Origin of the sequence: Rhizobium sp. N621, from assembly GCF_001664325.1 — a bacterium.
Taxonomy (GTDB): Bacteria; Pseudomonadota; Alphaproteobacteria; order Rhizobiales; family Rhizobiaceae; genus Rhizobium; species Rhizobium esperanzae.
In genome coordinates this window covers 1,978,305-1,994,151 of record NZ_CP013495.1, presented here as the reverse complement: position 1 = coordinate 1,994,151, position 15,847 = coordinate 1,978,305, and the positions used below count along the sequence as shown (strand labels likewise).

The following is a 15,847-nucleotide window of genomic DNA, read 5'->3' as shown; positions in this document are numbered from 1 at the left end:
CAGTTCCGGACTGCCGATATCAGAATTGGTTGTTGATGCCAAACTTGAAGTTTTGCGTCTTGTCGAAGTCTTCCTTGAGGACCGGGATTGCGTAATCCAGACGCAATGAACCGAAAGGAGACTGCCAAACGACACCGACACCGACGGAAGCGCGCAGCGAGGCGTCTTCGCCCTCAATGCCGTCGCCCCTCAGGTCAACGTCATTGCCGAACAACGTGCCGGCGTCGGCGAAGACCGCGCCGCGCAGGTTGAAGTCGCGCGGGAAGCCCGGCATCGGGAAAGTCGCTTCGGCCGATGCGGTGAAGTATGTTGTACCGCCCAGCGGATCGTCGTTGTCACCCCTGACGCGCGGGCCGATACCCTTGTTCTCGAAGCCGCGAATGTCGCCATTGGTCAGCGTGAACTGGTCGAAGACATTCAGGTGCTCACCGAACCCGACGACATAACCTGCCGAAGCCGAAACCGAACCGATGATATCGGCATCGTCGGCGAGCAGGTGGTAGTAGCGGGCCTTGCCGTAGATCTTGTAGAACTGCGAGTCGCCCCCGAGGCCGGCAATTTCCTGCGTCGCCGTCGCATAGATGCCTTCGCGCGGCAGAACCGTGTCATCGAGCGTGTTGTAGGTCAGCGTCTGCGAGACGGAAGAACGTGTCCACGGGCTGTCCTCAACCAGGTGCTGATACGGAGCGGACAGATCGGAAAGATCGCTGTTGTCAGCGTCGTACTTCATCTGCTTGTAGTTATAGCGGAAAGTCGTCGCCAGATCTTCGGTGATCGGCGCCGTGACGCGCAGAACGACGCTGGTTTCCTCATAGTCGTAATTGTCGTTGCTCGACGTCTCGCTGTGGTTGACGTCGAAGCCCGCCGCCAGGCGGTAGCCGAGGAAATAGGGTTCGGTGAAGCTGACGCCATAGGCGCGCGATCCTTCCTGGCCGCCGCCGGCCGAGATGCGGATGTACTGACCGCGACCAAGGAAGTTCTTTTCTTCGATCGATGCTTCGAGCAGCAGACCGTCGCCGCCAGCGGCATAACCCGCGCCGACACCGAACGAACCGGTCGACTGATCCTGCACGTCGACCACCACCACGACGCGGTCCGGGGAGCTGCCCGGCTGCGTGGAGATATTGACGGAAGAGAAGTAACCGAGCGCTTCCAGGCGGCGCTTGGCCTTGGTGATCATCTGCTGATTGAAGGCGTCGCCTTCGCTCATGTCGAATTCGCGGCGGATGACGTAATCGCGCGTACGGCTGTTGCCGCGGATCTCGATGCGCTCAACATAGGCGCGCTCGCCCTGGTCGACGAGATATTCGACGCCGATCGTGTTGTTGTTGAGGTCGCGGTTACCGCGCGGCGTGACGCGCGCAAAGGGATAACCGGCGGAGGCCACCTGATCGGAAATCGCTTCGATCGACTTCTGAACTTCCTTGGCGCTGTAGAGGTGGCCTTCTTTCGTGCGCACCAGCGGCAGCAGCTGATCCGAGCCGACGCCCTCGACGGTGGACTGCACGGTCACCGGTCCGAAATTGTAGCGCTGGCCCTCCTCGATATTGAAGGTGAGCGTGTATTTGTTGGTCGCCTCGTCAAAGCTGGCATCGGAAGAGACGATGCGCATGTCGGCATAGCCGCGATTGTAATAGAACTGGCGCAGCGCTTCTTCGTCTGCGTGGAGCTTGTCTTCGTTGTAGACGTCCTTGCGGGTCAGGAACGAAAGGAAGTTCGAACGCTTTGTCTGAATTACGGCAGCAAGGCGGCCGGCGCTATAGGCGTTGTTGCCGACGAAATTGATCGAATCGATCTTGGTGCGATCGCCCTCGTTGATGACAAAGGCGAGATTGACGCGGCCTTCGCCGAGCGGCACCACCTGCGTCGTCACCTCGACTTCGCTGCGGCCGGTGGCGGCATAGGCATCCTTGATCGCCTGGATGTCGGACTGGATCTGCGTGTCGCTGTAAGGACCGGCAGCATGCGTCTGGACGATCGTCGCGAGCTTGTCGTCCTTGATCTTGCGGTTGCCGTTGAAGACCACCTGATTGACGAGCTGAGCCTCCTGGACGTTGACGACGAGCGTGCCGCCGGAAACCGAAATCTTCACATCGGAGAAGTAGCCCGTGCCGTAAAGCTGTTTGACCGAGTTATCGATATCAGTGTTCGAGAAACTCTTGCCGGGCGTGATGGTGAGGTTCGACCGGACGGCTTCCGCGCCGACGCGGCTTGCGCCACGCACATCAATGCGCTGGATGACCGCGGCCTCGGCGGCCGTAGCGGAAACGAACGTCAAAGCACCTGCGCCCGAAGCAACAACACTAGCAGACAGCGCAACCGCCGATACTGCGTTCAAAAACTTTGAACCAGCCTTCATTTCACCTATTACCTTTTTTCCCTCGTCCCCGTCCCCGGGAGAACCCGATTCCGGTCACGTGTGTCGTTTTACCCGCTTTTGACATACAAGCAAGGGAGGGCGTTAATTTCTGTTTACTTCATTTCCAAGCGTGACCCATTCGCCACTACAGCCTTGAAACATCGTAAATAAATAGTAATTCCCTTGCCTTACGCGTTTACCTTCAGCTCAGGCTGATGTCGTTCCAGGTCGTGAAAACCATCAATGTCAATATCATTGCCAGGCCTATACGAAATGCAATTTCCTGTGCCTTGGCACCCAGCGGTTTTCCTCTGACCGCTTCCACCGCATAGAACATCAGGTGGCCGCCATCAAGTACCGGAACCGGCATCAGGTTAAGCAATCCTATCGAAACCGACAGCACCGCAGCAAGCTGCAACACTGCCCCCAGGCCAAGCTTCGCCATCTGGCCGGTAGCCTGCGCCACACGGATCGGTCCGCCCAGCTGATCGGCCCGCATCGATCCGCTGAAGATGTTGCCGATATATTTGAAGGTGTCCGTGACGATTTGCCCGCTGGCGATCACGCCCTCACGCAGCGCCTGGAGCGGAGTGTAGGTCTGCAGCCGGAAATTGCCGGAGTTCTTGTCGGTAGCGATGCCGATCTGACCGACTTCCATCTTGTTGCCGAACTGATCGGTCTGGTCGACGCGCTGCGGCACCATCGGCACATCAAGCTTCTGGCCGCCGCGCTCGACTGTAACGACAATCCTTTGGCCGGGGCGCATGCCGACATAGCGGCGCACATCTTCAAACGTCTCGACCTTGCCGCCATCGATGGCAACCAGGAGGTCGCCGGGAAGGATGCCGGCGGCGGCCGCCGAGCTCTCCGGCTTGACCTCGGCAACGACCGGGTCGGCGATCATGCGGCCATAGACGGTGAAGAGAACAGTAAAGATGGCGATCGCCAGCAGAAAATTGGCGATCGGACCTGCTGCGACGGTCGCGGCACGTTTCCACAGCTTGGCACCGGCAAAGGAGCGTGCCCTCTCCTCCTCGGACATGGCGGCGAGCTTGTCGCTGTCCGGTTTGCTCGACGCATCCTCGTCGCCGAAGAAGCGGACGTAACCGCCAAGCGGGATTACGGAGATCTTCCAGCGTGTTCCATGGCGGTCGGTGAAGCCGAATAGCTCGGGACCAAAGCCGACCGAAAAGGCAAGGATACGGATTCCGCTCCAGCGCCCGACAAGGTAATGGCCCATCTCATGCACGAAGACGAGCAGCGAGAGCACCAGGATGAAGGTGACGATATTCCCCATCACAAATGCGTATATGCCGGTCATCACGTCCATGGTTCCTTCCGTCGGGCTACCGCGTCATCAGAGGCCAAATAATGCCGCTCCGAGCGACGTCATGCCAGCTCCCTTTATCAGGGAAAATGATACAGCAAGCAAGAACGCAGCAAAACAGGCGAAAATCAGTCCGTCGACGCGGTCCATGACGCCGCCATGGCCCGGAATGAGACGGCTCGAATCCTTGACGCCGAATTTTCGCTTGATGAAGGATTCGAAAAGATCGCCCGACTGGCTGCAGACTGACAGGATGAGCGCCACGCCGGCGGCGACGACTTCGGCGCCCGGAAGGAGGAAATGGGCGAGAAGGACGCCGGCTGCGACCGCGAAAACGGCGCCGCCGATAGCGCCAGACCATGTCTTTCCCGGCGAGATCGACGGGGCAAGCTTCGGTCCGCGGAGCGCCCTGCCGACGAAATAGGCGAGGATATCGGTCGCCCAGACGACGGCAAAGACGAAAAGCATGGCGTAAAGACCGGGCTGGTCGTTGCCTCTGATCGCGGCGAGCGCCAGGCCTGTGGCGCCGGCATAGAAGAGGCCGACCGGCAGCCAGCGACTCGTGCCGTGCAGGATGATCAGGGCTATGCCGACGGCGGTGACGCCGGCCAGCATGCCGGCGGCGAATTCGAAATTGCCGACAAGCACGAGGAAGGCGATCGCCGCTTCGCCGATCCAACCGACCACATTGGCCACCCAATCCCGCGCAATGCCGGTTATCTTAGACCATTCATAGTAGATCAGCAGACCGATCACCACGGCCAAGGTGCGAAAGGCAAGGCCGCCATACCAGGTGGCGACAAGAACGATGACCGCGAGAATCAATCCTGAAACGATGCGGAGCTTCAATTCCCTCTGCATCAGGTGCCGACCGCGGCTGCCTGCGATGACAGGCCACCGAAGCGCCGGTCGCGGGAGGCGAATTTTTCCAGCGCGGAGCGGAAAATCTCCGGACTGAAATCGGGCCAATATTCCGGGATGAAGATGAATTCCGAATAGGCGGCCTGCCAAAGCAGGAAGTTGGAAAGCCGTTCCTCGCCGCTGGTGCGGATGATGAGATCCGGATCCGGGATGCCGGCCGTGTCGAGACGGGCGTTGATCAGCGCGGGGGTGATGTCCTGTGCCCGCAGGCGGCCGGACTCGACATCCCTCGCGAGACTCACCACGGCGCGCGAGATTTCATCACGCGAGCCGTAATTGAAGGCGATGACCAGCGTCAACGCCGTGTTGTTCCTGGTGGTCTCCTCCGCCTCAAGCAGCAGGCCGAGAATGTCGCTGCGCAGGCTGTGGCGGTCGCCGATCACCTTGATGCGTACATTCTGGCGATGAAGCTCGGCAAGGTCGCGACGAATGAAAGCCTTGAGCAGACCGAGCAGATCGGAAACCTCGGCTTCGGGCCGGCGCCAGTTCTCCGAGGAGAAGGCGAAGAGGGTGAGATATTTTATGCCGGCCGCGCCGGCGGCGCGTACTGTCTCGCGGACCGCCTCGACGCCCTTGCGATGGCCCATCGTGCGCGGCAAGCCGCGCTGCTTGGCCCAACGGCCATTGCCGTCCATGATGATGGCAACATGCTCTGGCACAGTCACAAATACAGATTCCGACATTTCCCGTCCGGTCTTTCCAGGCAAAGGCACAGGTCCACTAGACCTGCATGATTTCCTTTTCCTTCTCGCCAAGCAAGCGGTCGATTTCGGAAATCGTCTCGTCCGTCATCTTCTGTACGCGTTCGGATTGCGCACGGCTCTCGTCCTGGCCGATTACACCGTCCTTTTCGGCTTTCTTGAGGCCGTCCATGCCGTCACGGCGGACATGGCGAATCGCGACCTTGCTCTTTTCGGCATAGTCGTGCGCCACCTTGACGAGCGACTTGCGGCGCTCCTCGTTCAATTCCGGCAGCGGAATGCGCAGGCTCTGGCCGTCGACGATCGGGTTGAGGCCGAGATTGGATTCGCGGATGCCGCGTTCGACGGCGCTGACCATCGACTTGTCCCAGACGGAAACCGTCAGCATGCGCGGCTCGGGCACGGTGATGTTGGCGACCTGATTCAAGGGCACGCGCGAACCATAGGCCTCGATCGTGACCGGATCGAGGATGTTGGCCGAAGCACGGCCGGTGCGCAGCGATGCGATGTCGCTCTTGAATGCGGAGACCGCGCCGTCCATCCGGCGCTTCAGTTCCTTGATATCGATACCTTCACTCATGTTGATGCTCCCGTTTAGAGCGATGCCGAAAAGTCAGCGGTTTTCGGAACGTCTCAGGCTCTAATTCTTTAATGTAGAACATGTTTCAGATTTCAGGCCAACCGGACCTAAAGCTCAATCATGTTCTAGCGAGGGCTGCGCCGAAACCGCGGCGCGGCTTGTATCAGTTGTCGGAGACGATGGTCTTGAGGCCACCGCCCGTCAAGATTTCAGCAAAACCACCCTTCTCGTGGATCGAGAAGACGATGATCGGAATGGAATTTTCCCTGGCAAGCGCCACGGCGGCAACGTCCATCACCGCAAGCCCCCTGTCCAGCACTTCCTGGTGCGTCAGGCGGTCGAAGCGGGTCGCATCGGGATATTTCTTCGGGTCGGCGGTGTAGATGCCGTCCACCTGCGTGCCCTTGAAGATCGCTTGCGCGCCCATTTCGGCGGCGCGCAGCGCGGCGGCGGAATCGGTGGTGAAGAAAGGATTGCCGGTGCCGCCGGCAAAGATCACCACGCGTCCCATCGACAGATGATAAAGGGTCGCTCGCTGCGAGAAACTCTCGCAGATTTCCGGCATGGAGATGGCCGAAAGCACCACCGTATCGATGTTCAGCTTGCGCAGCGAGGTTGCGAGCGCCAGCGCGTTGATGATGGTGCCGAGCATGCCCATATGGTCGCCGGTCACCCGGTCACCACCTTTGGATGCGACTGCGACACCACGGAAGATATTGCCGCCACCGACGACGACGCCGACTTCCACGCCCATATGCCTTGCCTCGGCGATATCGGATGCAATGCGATCCGCCACCGTGACATCGATCCCGAAACCCTGGGCACCCATGAGCGCTTCGCCGGAAGCCTTGAGCAGCACGCGTTTATAGACAGGCTCTAAAGACATCTTGGCTCCTCGTAAATTGCCGTGAATGCCCGATACACGAAGGGCACCGCGTTGTCACGCGATGCCCTGGCGTTTTCCCAATTATGGCTGAAAGATCAACCCTTGACGGCAGCCGCAACTTCAGCTGCGAAATCGGTCTCTTCCTTCTCGACGCCTTCGCCGAGCAGGAGACGTGCCATGCCGGCAACTTCGATCGGGGCGCCGACGGCCTTTTCAGCTTCCTTGATAGCGGCTGCAACGGTGAGATCCGGATTGATGACGAAAGACTGCGAGAGAAGAGCGACTTCCTCGAAGAACTTGCGCATGCGGCCGTCGACCATCTTTTCGATGATGTTGTCGGGCTTGCCCGAAGCGCGCGACTGCTCGATGAAGACGTTGCGTTCGCGTTCGGCGACGGCAGCATCGACTTCTTCCGGGCGGATCGCCAGCGGCGCGGTCGCTGCAATGTGCATGGCGACCTGGCGGCCGATTGCGTTCAGGGCTTCTTTGTCACCGGTCGACTTCAGGGCGACGAGAACGCCGAGCTTGCCGAGGCCGTCGGAAACCGCATTGTGGATATAGGTGGCGACGACGCCGTCCTCGACGGAGAGAGCAATCGAACGGCGCAGGTTCATGTTTTCGCCGATCGTTGCGATCGCATCCTTGATCGTGTCGGAAACGGACTTGCCGGATGCCGGATAGGTCGCGGCAGCCACGGCGTCGACCGTGCCGTCAGTGGAAACGGCGACCTTGGCGATGCCGCGGACGAGATCCTGGAAGGCATCGTTACGGGCGACGAAGTCGGTTTCGGAGTTGACTTCGACGACGACGGCCTTCGTGCCTTGGCTCGAAACGCCCACGAGGCCTTCAGCGGCGGTGCGGCCCGACTTCTTGTCGGCCTTGGCGATGCCTTTGGCGCGCAGCCAGTCGATCGCCGCTTCCATGTCGCCGCTGGTTTCAGCAAGAGCCTTCTTGCAGTCCATCATGCCTGCGCCTGTCTTTTCGCGCAGTTCCTTCACCATTGCAGCCGTAATCTCGCTCATTATCTTCCTCTTGTCGGTTCAAACGGTGGACCGCAAAGCGGCGCGACACCGGATTGAGGCACGAAATGTACCTGTATGTATGACAGCGTGATGAAGACGCGCCATAACGAAACTTTACTGGCGGAGCGCCTGACGCCTCCGCCTTGAAACAGGTAAGGCCGCCGAACTTCGATGAGTCGCGAGCGGCCTTCCCAGTCTATGCAAGCTTCGACGGAGTTTTGTCTCCGCCCGCCTTCATCAGCCTTCGGCTGCTTCCTCGAGAGCCGGCTCGACCGGAACTTCGGAAGATGCGCCGAGATCACGGCCGGAAGAGCTCTGCTGGCGCGCAATGCCGTCGATGGCAGCGCGGGAGATCAGCTCGCAGTACAGGGCGATGGCGCGCGATGCGTCGTCGTTGCCCGGGATCGGATAGTCGATCAGGTCCGGATCGCAGTTCGAATCGATGATGGCGACGACCGGGATGCCGAGGCGCTTGGCCTCGTCGATCGCGATCTTTTCCTTGTTGGTGTCGATGATGAACATCAGGTCGGGCGTGCCGCCCATATCGCGAATACCGCCGAGAGCCTTGTCGAGCTTTTCACGCTCGCGCTCGAGGTTGAGGCGTTCCTTCTTGGTGAAGCCCTGGGCTTCGCCGTTGAGGATCTCGTCGAGCTTGCGCAGGCGCTGGATCGAGTTGGAGATCGTCTTCCAGTTCGTCATCATGCCGCCGAGCCAGCGCGAGTTGACGTAGTACTGTGCCGAGCGCTTGGCGCTGTCGGCGATGATCTCGGACGCCTGGCGCTTGGTACCGACGAAGAGAACGCGGCCGCCGCGGGCGACGGTGTCGCTGACGACCTGAAGAGCGCGCGACAGCATCGGAACCGTCTGGGCCAGATCGATGATGTGAATGTTGTTGCGATCGCCGAAGATATACGGCTTCATCTTCGGGTTCCAGCGATGGGTCTGGTGGCCGAAGTGGACGCCTGCTTCAAGAAGCTGACGCATAGAAAAATCAGGCAATGCCATGCCTTGTTACTCCTTTTCCGGTTGAACCTCCGCAAGACGAACAGCACCCTCTTCGAGAATGCCACCGGCGGAACAGCCCGGATTTCTCCCGGACGATCCCAAGCCTTACGTGTGGAATGCCGGTGCCCATACATTCGGTTCGGCATAAAAGCAAGGAAAACATTCCATTTGGCCTAAAAACAAGGATCATGCCGAACTTCCGGCCGACTGCCCTGCCCTTAAAACGCGCCGCTCAGCTTGCCAGCGTCGGCAGCAGCGCCAGCATGACGCCGGCGTCGGGCATCGGCAGGACGGCGTCGATCTCGGCGGGCAGCAGGCTGGCGATTGCGCTGTCGGCGTTTCCGGTCGGCGTCCCCAGCGGACCGCGGAAGCCGTGTCGCGTCCAGGCGAGTTCCTGCAACCGCGGGCTGATCAGCGCCTCGATCAGCCGATTGGCATTTTCATCAACGACGATCAGCGGATGCGAGGAGTAAACGGTCGGGCGCGGATAGAGCACGACCGGCTTCGCGCTTGCGCTCGTCTTGATGCGGTCCCAGCGTTCTGGATCGGCGAGGATCCATTCGACCAGCTGATTCTCGTAGCCGACGATCATCGGTTCGCCGCCGAGGCCGCCTGCCAGATACTGCTCGAAAAGCTTGCCTGATGACGGCGACTTGAAGCCCATATTGCGGAAGATCGCCTGGACCTTGCCGCCTGATGCGGAAAGATCAGCCGATGTCGCGACATTGCCGCTAAAAAGGCTCAGCACGAGGCCGGCAAACATGAAGCAGGAATTGGAGCGGTTGGGATCGGTCGAGACGATGCGGGCGCGGCCATAGAGCGAGTTGACACCCAGTTTCGACCAGTCGGCGCCGGCCAGGATCGCGTCGAGCAGCGCCTTGAGATCGAGCTGATGGTGGCCGTCCTTCGTGACCGTTACCAACCCCGCCTTCGTCAGCCCATCGACCACCGGTTGCCAGGAATAGACGACGATCGGCGTGTTCAGTACGACGCGGTCGTTGCGGACACCGATCCCGTTCTGTCTGGCGATATCGACCATGATCGAGGAGGACGGCCAGAGGAATTGCGGATGCTGCGACAGCAGCGCCTGTTCGCGCACCATCTCGACGGAGCCGGCGACGCGGCTGTCCATCGTCAACCCGTATGCGCCAAGCGCTTTGATCACGTTGAGGTCGGCGACGAAGGCCTCCTTTTCGCCGCCGACGAAGCCGAAGAACGTCGTGCGGGCGCCAAGCAGGCCCTGCAATTCCGGCCGGTCCCGGACAGCGAAATAACCGCCGGTGCCGACGATGCCGGCTCCAAGCAACCCCACTCCGAAGGCGCGACGAGAAAGGGCCATCAGCGTCCAATATCCTCTTTGAGCGATGCCTGGATGAGGCGCAGGTCGGTGTCGAGCGTGCCAAGTTCCTCGTCGACCAAGCTGTCGGCGTAATGAATAAACGCCTCCTCGAGCTTCACCAGAACGCCGCGCACCTCCCCCAATTGCTTCGGATCTGGAACACGCTTGGCTTCTATCACGGCAAAACCTTCCGCCACCTCGGCGGCACGCGGCAGATAATAGGAGAGAAACCGGCGAACGGCGTTGGCGCTTTCGGGCTTGGCCTCGACCTTGCGAAAGACATCGGCGGCGATTTCGGCAAGATGCCGGGCAGCCCCGGCCGCAGGCTTGTCAACGATCGCGTCAGCGGCGGTCTCCAGCCGTTGCGCAAAGGGAACGGCCGTCTCCAACAGATCGCGGGCAAAGGCGACCCGCCCGCTGCCGATGCGCTTGAGATCGACACCTTCGAACAGCCGGCGCGGCGCGAGCAGAATGACGAGCCCGGCAAAGATCAGAAGGGCGATGATGGCGGCGATCCAGAAGGGCATGCCGGCGGCAAGACTCAACAGCGGCACGGTGATCGCCGCGGCCAGTCCCGCCACGATCCAGTTGCCATCATTGCCGAGCCAATTGTGCATGCTCGTCCTAATTATAGCCGCGCGCGGTGCGGAAGGCGGTCGGGAGATCGGAACCGCCGTCGAACACGCGCGCCGAGGTCAGCTTGGCAAGGCTGTCAAGCTGGGTCTTGTCGGCGTCGCCGAATGTGATGCCGAAGATCGGCACGTGCGGCTCGGTCGCGTTCCATTCGCTTATGAAGGCCTGGCTTCGATCGTCTGACTTGCCGTCGGTCATGATGACGATGGCAGGCAGATAAGTCGAGAGCTTGTCGGTTCCGGCGATCTGCTGCAGAGCCCGTTCGGCGCAGGCATACATATCAGTGCCGCCGCCCGCTCTTTGCAGCGAAATCTCCTTCAGCAAGCCTTCCTGCTCCAGCGGGTTTCCGCTTGCCATGAAGGCGTTGCGCACGCTGCCGTCGAAGGGAATGACGATGATCTGGTCGGCGGGTGACCATTGCACCAGCACCTTGCTCGCCTCATCTGGCGTCAGCAGGAAACGCATCGCCTTCTGCAACTGGTCCTCGCCATTACCCTGCATCGAGCCGGAAAAATCGAGGCAGAGCGCCGTCAGAGACGGTTTGCGCAGCGCCGCCTGGTAAAGGGTGAGCGCCTGGCGGATGACGCCGGGCTCCGGCATGCGGATTGCCGTCACCAGCCGGGTGGGATCGAAATTCCACTTCGGCTCCGGCTTGGCGGCAACGCCGGTCAGCGGGATGCGCCGGCCGGTATCGGCGATGCGCTGCTGCACGGGGCCTGAGCTCAAATAGGCAAGCAGATCGTTGAAGAAGCTCTGGACTTCGGGCCCGCGGCCATGATCGACGAAACCGATCGGCGAATCCGCCATGGCGACACCATCGGCCGGATAGATCGCGTAAAGCGGCTCCCGCGACAGGGCGGCCAGCTTGTCGTTGGTTTCCTTCAGCACCGCCTCGTAATTCCACATCGCGTCGTAGACGGTGCCCTTGCCGGCGGAATCGACATAGAGATCGGCAAGCCAGCCCGATGAGCCGGAAGAGCGCACGACGCCTGAAAGCAGCGCCCTGACGCTGTCCTGGACGTTCTTGTCATCGAGATCGCCGGGCTCGATCACCGGCTTGTTACCGAGCGCGCTCGACAGCATGGCGAGATAGGCGCTGGCGCCGGAATTGGATTGCGTCGCCGAAGTCATCAGGAATTTCAGCGATCCGCTCTGAACGGCAGCCAGAATGTCCTTCGTGAACACCTCCCTGCCGACCCAGCCGAGTTCCTCGGCCTTCGACCTGCGCACCCCCAATACCACGGGCGTCTGCGCGATCGAGGTCAAGTTCTTGACGCGGCGCCTGGTGTCGAACATGTCGACCCAGACGCTGGAGGCCGGCCAGACAGCATCCTGTGCGACGCCCTGGTCGCTCTGCAGCGCCAGGCCGATATCGAGCGTGCCTTCGTATTTGAAGGTGCAGGTGGCGTTCTTCTGCTTGCAGAATTCCTCGACGATCGGCTGCAGGACGGTGTTCTCCGAGCCTGATACGATGGAGAACTCCGGCCCTTGGTCGAAGGGATTGCAGCCGGCAAGGGCCAGAGCGGCAAGAAGTGCCAGACCTGAGAGCAGCGCTCGCATCGTCATCCTGTCGATCACGCCTCAGTCATCGCCTTCTTGAGCTCGATCGTCATCTGCTCCATCTGCTGCTCGGCGAGCGCCCGCTTCCGACGTCCCTCCTCCTGAACCCGAAGCACGCCTGAGATAGTATCGATCAGATCCCTGTTCGCCTTGGCGAGGGTGTCGATATCAACGATGCCGCGCTGCGACTGCTGCTCGATTGATATCGCCTGGCCCTTCATCATCTCTGATGCCTGGCGGATCATGTCGTTGGTGGCGTCCGTTACCGCCTTCTGCAGGTCGAGCGCCGATTTCTGCCGCGTCAGGCCAAGCAGAATCACCATCTTCTGCTTCCATGCCGGCACCGTCAGCGCAGACGTCGCCTGCAGGTTCTCGATCAGCGTCTCGTCGCCTGCCTGAACGATGCGGATTTGCGGCAATTGCTGAATGCCGAGCTGACGCGCCTGCTGCAGGTAGAAGACCCGTTTTTCCAGCCGATCAAGCGCCTGCAAGCTGTCCTGATAGGTCTGCGCCTCCAGCATGCCGCCGCCCGGGCCGGTCGTCGCCGCTTCGGCTTGCGCCTTCAGCTTCGGCAGGTCGACGCTGCGGAAACGTTCGGCGAAGGTTTTGCCGGCCTCAACATAAGAATCGAGCCGCGTGATCGATTGCCTGGTTTCCTCATGCAGGTCGTCGAGCAGCGCGATGTCGCGCCTCAGCGTGTCCTTGTGACGGTCGAGCTCCAGGCCGATCCGGTCGATCTGGCCGGCGACGTCCTCGAACTCCTGCTTAAAGCGTTCGAGCCGCGCTTTTGCGGAGAGGAACATGCGGCTGAGGAAGCCCTTGTCTTTCAGCGATGCCGGATCGAGGCTCTTCGACTTGAGGATGATGTCGGTCAGCAGGCGACCGACCTCGCCGAGATCCTTGTTGCGGACCTCGCGCAGGATCCTGTCGGCATAATCGCTGACAGCCTGCTGGGCGCGGTCGCCGTAGACCGAAATGCCGGCTCGATCGGTGATATCGATACTATCGGAAATGCGGGCAACTTCCGCCGGATCGGCGGCGACAACCGGCAGGGCGGCGTTCTGTACAGTCGCGAGATCGGTATCGGCCATAGTGAGGCTTTCCAGGCTTGCGGCGCGTGATGGTCTGGAGGCCTATTTCGCAACTGCAGGCCCCGTCGCATTGGACTGGCCGCTGGAGTCGCACCGATCACAAGAGCAGGACGACAGAAGGCGACTCAATCATCGCTGGTCGCCGACACAATAATGAACTTTATGATACAGTTTTATGACAGCGGAGAAACCGCGGCCTACTTGCAGACCTCAGCCTTGTGATCCAGCAGCTCGAGCTTGGCGAGCTTCCCGGTCAGGACAAAATCGCCATAATCCATCGTCAGGTCGCGGGTGATGCCGTTCTCGTAAAGCTTGAACGACATGCGATAGACCGGCAGCGAATCCGATTTTGCATTCTCGTTGAAATAGGCGATGGTCACCGGCCAGAAGGCCGTCTTCGAGAAGGCGCCGGCATTGCCGGCATCGGCCTCCTCGGCAGCGGGCGTTTCCTGCTTGCCGACGATCGTCGTCGTCACCAGCGACTTATCGCCGTCATCGGAACCATCGAAAACGCGGGCTTCGAAGAAACGTTTTCCCTCCTTGGCGTTCTGGATCACATCGAGCATATGTTCTGTCGGAAAGCGGCTTTCGCCAAGCTGCAGCTCACGGCTCGCCGGCTGCTTGAGATCGACCTTGACGCCATTGGCCTGATTCTCGGCCGCTCCGTTGACCTCCTTGTCGAGCTGGTCGTCGGTGAAGGATTTGGTGTCAAAGGTAAACTTGCGGTCCTTCAGGTTCTCGAAGGTCTTTGTCTGCTGATCGCTGACGCGCACGCTGTCGCCGGTGTCGATCTGCGTCACGAAGCGGAAATTGGTGGTGAAGCCCTGGCAATAGCTGCCGTCGAATTCATAGACCATGCGGCCGTACATCGAGGCGATGCCGGAGCGGTCCGACGCATCCTTCAATTCCAGATCGTAGACCGCGCGATGGGCGACGAGACCGGTCGCGATCGCAGCGCTTGCCGCAGGCGCACCCGCCCATGCATTGGCGGATACGCTGGCAAGAAGCAGAGCGGCAAGCGACGATCGGAACATTCATTCACTCCTGTTGGACTCAGCCGCGATGTTATATGAACTCTTTCGGCCAAATCGAGGCTCGAAGCTGTCATAATAAAGATTCTAGTCTTGATGCATAATTTTTGAAACATTGACAACAAAAGCGGAGACGAAAATGTCCGACAAAATTGCAGAGCGCCTGACTGAGATGGGGATAACCCTGCCCGAAGCCGCAGCACCTGCCGCAAATTACGTTCCCTATGTCATCAGCGGCAATCTTCTCTATATCTCCGGGCAACTGCCGCTCGACGGCGGCAAAGTCGCCGTATCCGGCCATCTCGGCAAAACGGTCGACGTTGCGAGCGGCCAGCGCGGCGCCGAGCTCTGCGCCATCAACATCCTCGCCCAGGCAAAAGCTGCGCTCGGCGGCGACCTCGGCCGCATCCGGCGCGTCATAAAGCTGAACGGATTCGTCGCCTCGGCGCCCGACTTTGTCGAGCAGCATCTCGTCATCAACGGCGCGTCGAACCTGATTGCCGGCGTGCTCGGCGAGGCGGGCAAACATGCTCGCGCCGCCGTCGGCATGGCCGCTCTGCCGCTGAACGCCGCCGTCGAGATCGACGCTATCATGGAAATCGCAGAATGACCAATGCGGACTGGATCAAGGACGTGCCGGTCGCCCATCGCGGCTATCACGACCTGAATAAGCTTGTCTGGGAAAATACGCTTTCGGCCTTCTCGCGCGCTGTCGAAGCCGGCTTTGCGATCGAATGCGACCTGCATTACGCCTCCGACGGCGTGCCGATCATCTTTCACGACGAGGATCTTCAGCGTCTGTGCAATCTGAACGGCGACGTCCGCGAGCGTACCTCCCGGGAACTCGGGCTGATCGCCGTCGGCGGCACGGGAGACAAGGTGCCGACGCTCCGCCAGCTCCTTGACCTCGTCAAGGGCAAGGTTCCGCTGGTGCTGGAGCTGAAGGGCCGTGAGGCCGACGACGAAGGCTTTGCCGAATCCGTGCTCGAAGTGCTCGAAGGCTATGAGGGCAAGGTCGCGCTGATGAGCTTCGACCATTGGCTGTTGCGCGATCTGAAGGCGCTTGGCTCGCCCTACCCGCTCGGGCTGACCGCCAATGGCAACACGCCGGAAGAGTTTGAGACCCATGCCAAGGCAATGGAGATCGGTCTCGACTTCATCTCCTATTATTATGACGACCTGCCGAATGCCTTCATCACGGGCGAACGCGACAAGGGCATTCCGGTGATGACCTGGACGGTGCGTGACGAAGAGGCGCGCCGGCGCACTTTCGCCAATGCAGACCAGATGACCTTTGAAGGTTTCGACCCGCGTGCGGTTTGACGCTCGCTTTTTGGCCAAGATCATGCGCAGACTGAAACAGAGCCGAAACCCTCCTCCCACAGGCTTCGC

Annotated in this window: 15 protein-coding genes; 2 read left to right on the top strand and 13 right to left on the bottom strand. The window is 60.6% G+C overall.

All coding sequences use genetic code 11. The features are described 5' to 3' along the window. Window positions 1-19 precede the first annotated feature (19 nt). The 13 genes from bamA to AMK00_RS09675 all read right to left on the bottom strand — a co-directional run bounded on the left by bamA (window position 20) and on the right by AMK00_RS09675 (window position 14,458). Window positions 20-2,359 (bottom strand): outer membrane protein assembly factor BamA, encoded by a 2,340-nt coding sequence (gene bamA / locus AMK00_RS09735; RefSeq protein WP_064810242.1) that lies wholly within the window; start codon window positions 2,357-2,359, stop codon window positions 20-22. Window positions 2,360-2,561: 202 nt separating this feature from the next. Beyond that, on the bottom strand, window positions 2,562-3,689 hold the full coding sequence (gene rseP, locus AMK00_RS09730; protein ID WP_064802281.1) for an RIP metalloprotease RseP: 1,128 nt from the start codon (window positions 3,687-3,689) through the stop codon (window positions 2,562-2,564). 27 nt (window positions 3,690-3,716) lie between these two features. Further along, window positions 3,717-4,547 (bottom strand): phosphatidate cytidylyltransferase, encoded by an 831-nt coding sequence (locus AMK00_RS09725; RefSeq protein ID WP_064810241.1) that lies wholly within the window; start codon window positions 4,545-4,547, stop codon window positions 3,717-3,719. Beyond that, the gene (locus AMK00_RS09720) at window positions 4,547-5,290 is read right to left on the bottom strand and encodes an isoprenyl transferase (RefSeq protein ID WP_064802274.1); all 744 of its coding nucleotides are present in this window, start codon (window positions 5,288-5,290) and stop codon (window positions 4,547-4,549) included. The genes AMK00_RS09725 and AMK00_RS09720 overlap by 1 nt, the downstream gene beginning before the upstream one ends. A 37-nt stretch (window positions 5,291-5,327) precedes the next feature. Next, entirely contained in the window at window positions 5,328-5,888 is a 561-nt protein-coding gene (gene frr, locus AMK00_RS09715) for a ribosome recycling factor (RefSeq protein ID WP_004678618.1), read from the bottom strand. Between the two features lie 163 nt (window positions 5,889-6,051). Then, window positions 6,052-6,774: a UMP kinase gene (gene pyrH / locus AMK00_RS09710; protein ID WP_011425194.1), complete on the bottom strand. Its 723-nt coding sequence runs from the start codon at window positions 6,772-6,774 to the stop codon at window positions 6,052-6,054. A gap of 95 nt (window positions 6,775-6,869) precedes the next feature. After that, window positions 6,870-7,796, bottom strand: a complete 927-nt coding sequence (tsf, locus tag AMK00_RS09705; RefSeq protein WP_064810240.1) for a translation elongation factor Ts — start codon at window positions 7,794-7,796, stop codon at window positions 6,870-6,872. Between the two features lie 237 nt (window positions 7,797-8,033). Continuing rightward, window positions 8,034-8,801, bottom strand: a complete 768-nt coding sequence (rpsB, locus tag AMK00_RS09700; protein ID WP_003573382.1) for a 30S ribosomal protein S2 — start codon at window positions 8,799-8,801, stop codon at window positions 8,034-8,036. A 232-nt stretch (window positions 8,802-9,033) separates the two neighbouring features. Continuing rightward, window positions 9,034-10,140, bottom strand: coding sequence for a substrate-binding domain-containing protein (locus tag AMK00_RS09695; protein WP_064810239.1), 1,107 nt, complete (start codon window positions 10,138-10,140; stop codon window positions 9,034-9,036). Then, complete coding sequence (locus tag AMK00_RS09690; RefSeq protein ID WP_064810238.1) at window positions 10,140-10,757, bottom strand: 5-bromo-4-chloroindolyl phosphate hydrolysis family protein; 618 nt, start codon at window positions 10,755-10,757, stop codon at window positions 10,140-10,142. The genes AMK00_RS09695 and AMK00_RS09690 overlap by 1 nt, the downstream gene beginning before the upstream one ends. Before the next feature lie 7 nt (window positions 10,758-10,764). Beyond that, window positions 10,765-12,333 carry a substrate-binding domain-containing protein gene (locus tag AMK00_RS09685; RefSeq protein ID WP_064811683.1) on the bottom strand — a complete coding sequence of 523 codons (1,569 nt, stop codon included), beginning with the start codon at window positions 12,331-12,333 and terminating at the stop codon, window positions 10,765-10,767. Window positions 12,334-12,347: 14 nt separating this feature from the next. Next, window positions 12,348-13,424 carry a toxic anion resistance protein gene (locus AMK00_RS09680; protein WP_064802266.1) on the bottom strand — a complete coding sequence of 359 codons (1,077 nt, stop codon included), beginning with the start codon at window positions 13,422-13,424 and terminating at the stop codon, window positions 12,348-12,350. Between the two features lie 197 nt (window positions 13,425-13,621). Next, complete coding sequence (locus AMK00_RS09675) at window positions 13,622-14,458, bottom strand: cell envelope integrity EipB family protein (protein ID WP_064802264.1); 837 nt, start codon at window positions 14,456-14,458, stop codon at window positions 13,622-13,624. Window positions 14,459-14,594: 136 nt separating this feature from the next. On the opposite strand from AMK00_RS09675, the gene AMK00_RS09670 reads away from it, so the two are divergent. Continuing rightward, window positions 14,595-15,065, top strand: coding sequence for a RidA family protein (locus AMK00_RS09670; protein WP_064810237.1), 471 nt, complete (start codon window positions 14,595-14,597; stop codon window positions 15,063-15,065). Further along, window positions 15,062-15,778, top strand: a complete 717-nt coding sequence (locus tag AMK00_RS09665) for a glycerophosphodiester phosphodiesterase (protein ID WP_064802261.1) — start codon at window positions 15,062-15,064, stop codon at window positions 15,776-15,778. The genes AMK00_RS09670 and AMK00_RS09665 overlap by 4 nt, the downstream gene beginning before the upstream one ends. The last annotated feature ends 69 nt before the right edge of the window (window positions 15,779-15,847 follow it).

Coding starts and splice junctions, on each gene's coding strand:
- bamA (WP_064810242.1), bottom strand. CDS start 2,359: ATGAAGGCTGGTTCAAAGTTTTTGAACGCAGTATCGGCGGTTGCGCTG.
- rseP (WP_064802281.1), bottom strand. CDS start 3,689: ATGGACGTGATGACCGGCATATACGCATTTGTGATGGGGAATATCGTC.
- AMK00_RS09725 (WP_064810241.1), bottom strand. CDS start 4,547: ATGCAGAGGGAATTGAAGCTCCGCATCGTTTCAGGATTGATTCTCGCG.
- AMK00_RS09720 (WP_064802274.1), bottom strand. CDS start 5,290: ATGTCGGAATCTGTATTTGTGACTGTGCCAGAGCATGTTGCCATCATC.
- frr (WP_004678618.1), bottom strand. CDS start 5,888: ATGAGTGAAGGTATCGATATCAAGGAACTGAAGCGCCGGATGGACGGC.
- pyrH (WP_011425194.1), bottom strand. CDS start 6,774: ATGTCTTTAGAGCCTGTCTATAAACGCGTGCTGCTCAAGGCTTCCGGC.
- tsf (WP_064810240.1), bottom strand. CDS start 7,796: ATGAGCGAGATTACGGCTGCAATGGTGAAGGAACTGCGCGAAAAGACA.
- rpsB (WP_003573382.1), bottom strand. CDS start 8,801: ATGGCATTGCCTGATTTTTCTATGCGTCAGCTTCTTGAAGCAGGCGTC.
- AMK00_RS09695 (WP_064810239.1), bottom strand. CDS start 10,140: ATGGCCCTTTCTCGTCGCGCCTTCGGAGTGGGGTTGCTTGGAGCCGGC.
- AMK00_RS09690 (WP_064810238.1), bottom strand. CDS start 10,757: ATGCACAATTGGCTCGGCAATGATGGCAACTGGATCGTGGCGGGACTG.
- AMK00_RS09685 (WP_064811683.1), bottom strand. CDS start 12,333: ATGCGAGCGCTGCTCTCAGGTCTGGCACTTCTTGCCGCTCTGGCCCTT.
- AMK00_RS09680 (WP_064802266.1), bottom strand. CDS start 13,424: ATGGCCGATACCGATCTCGCGACTGTACAGAACGCCGCCCTGCCGGTT.
- AMK00_RS09675 (WP_064802264.1), bottom strand. CDS start 14,458: ATGTTCCGATCGTCGCTTGCCGCTCTGCTTCTTGCCAGCGTATCCGCC.
- AMK00_RS09670 (WP_064810237.1), top strand. CDS start 14,595: ATGTCCGACAAAATTGCAGAGCGCCTGACTGAGATGGGGATAACCCTG.
- AMK00_RS09665 (WP_064802261.1), top strand. CDS start 15,062: ATGACCAATGCGGACTGGATCAAGGACGTGCCGGTCGCCCATCGCGGC.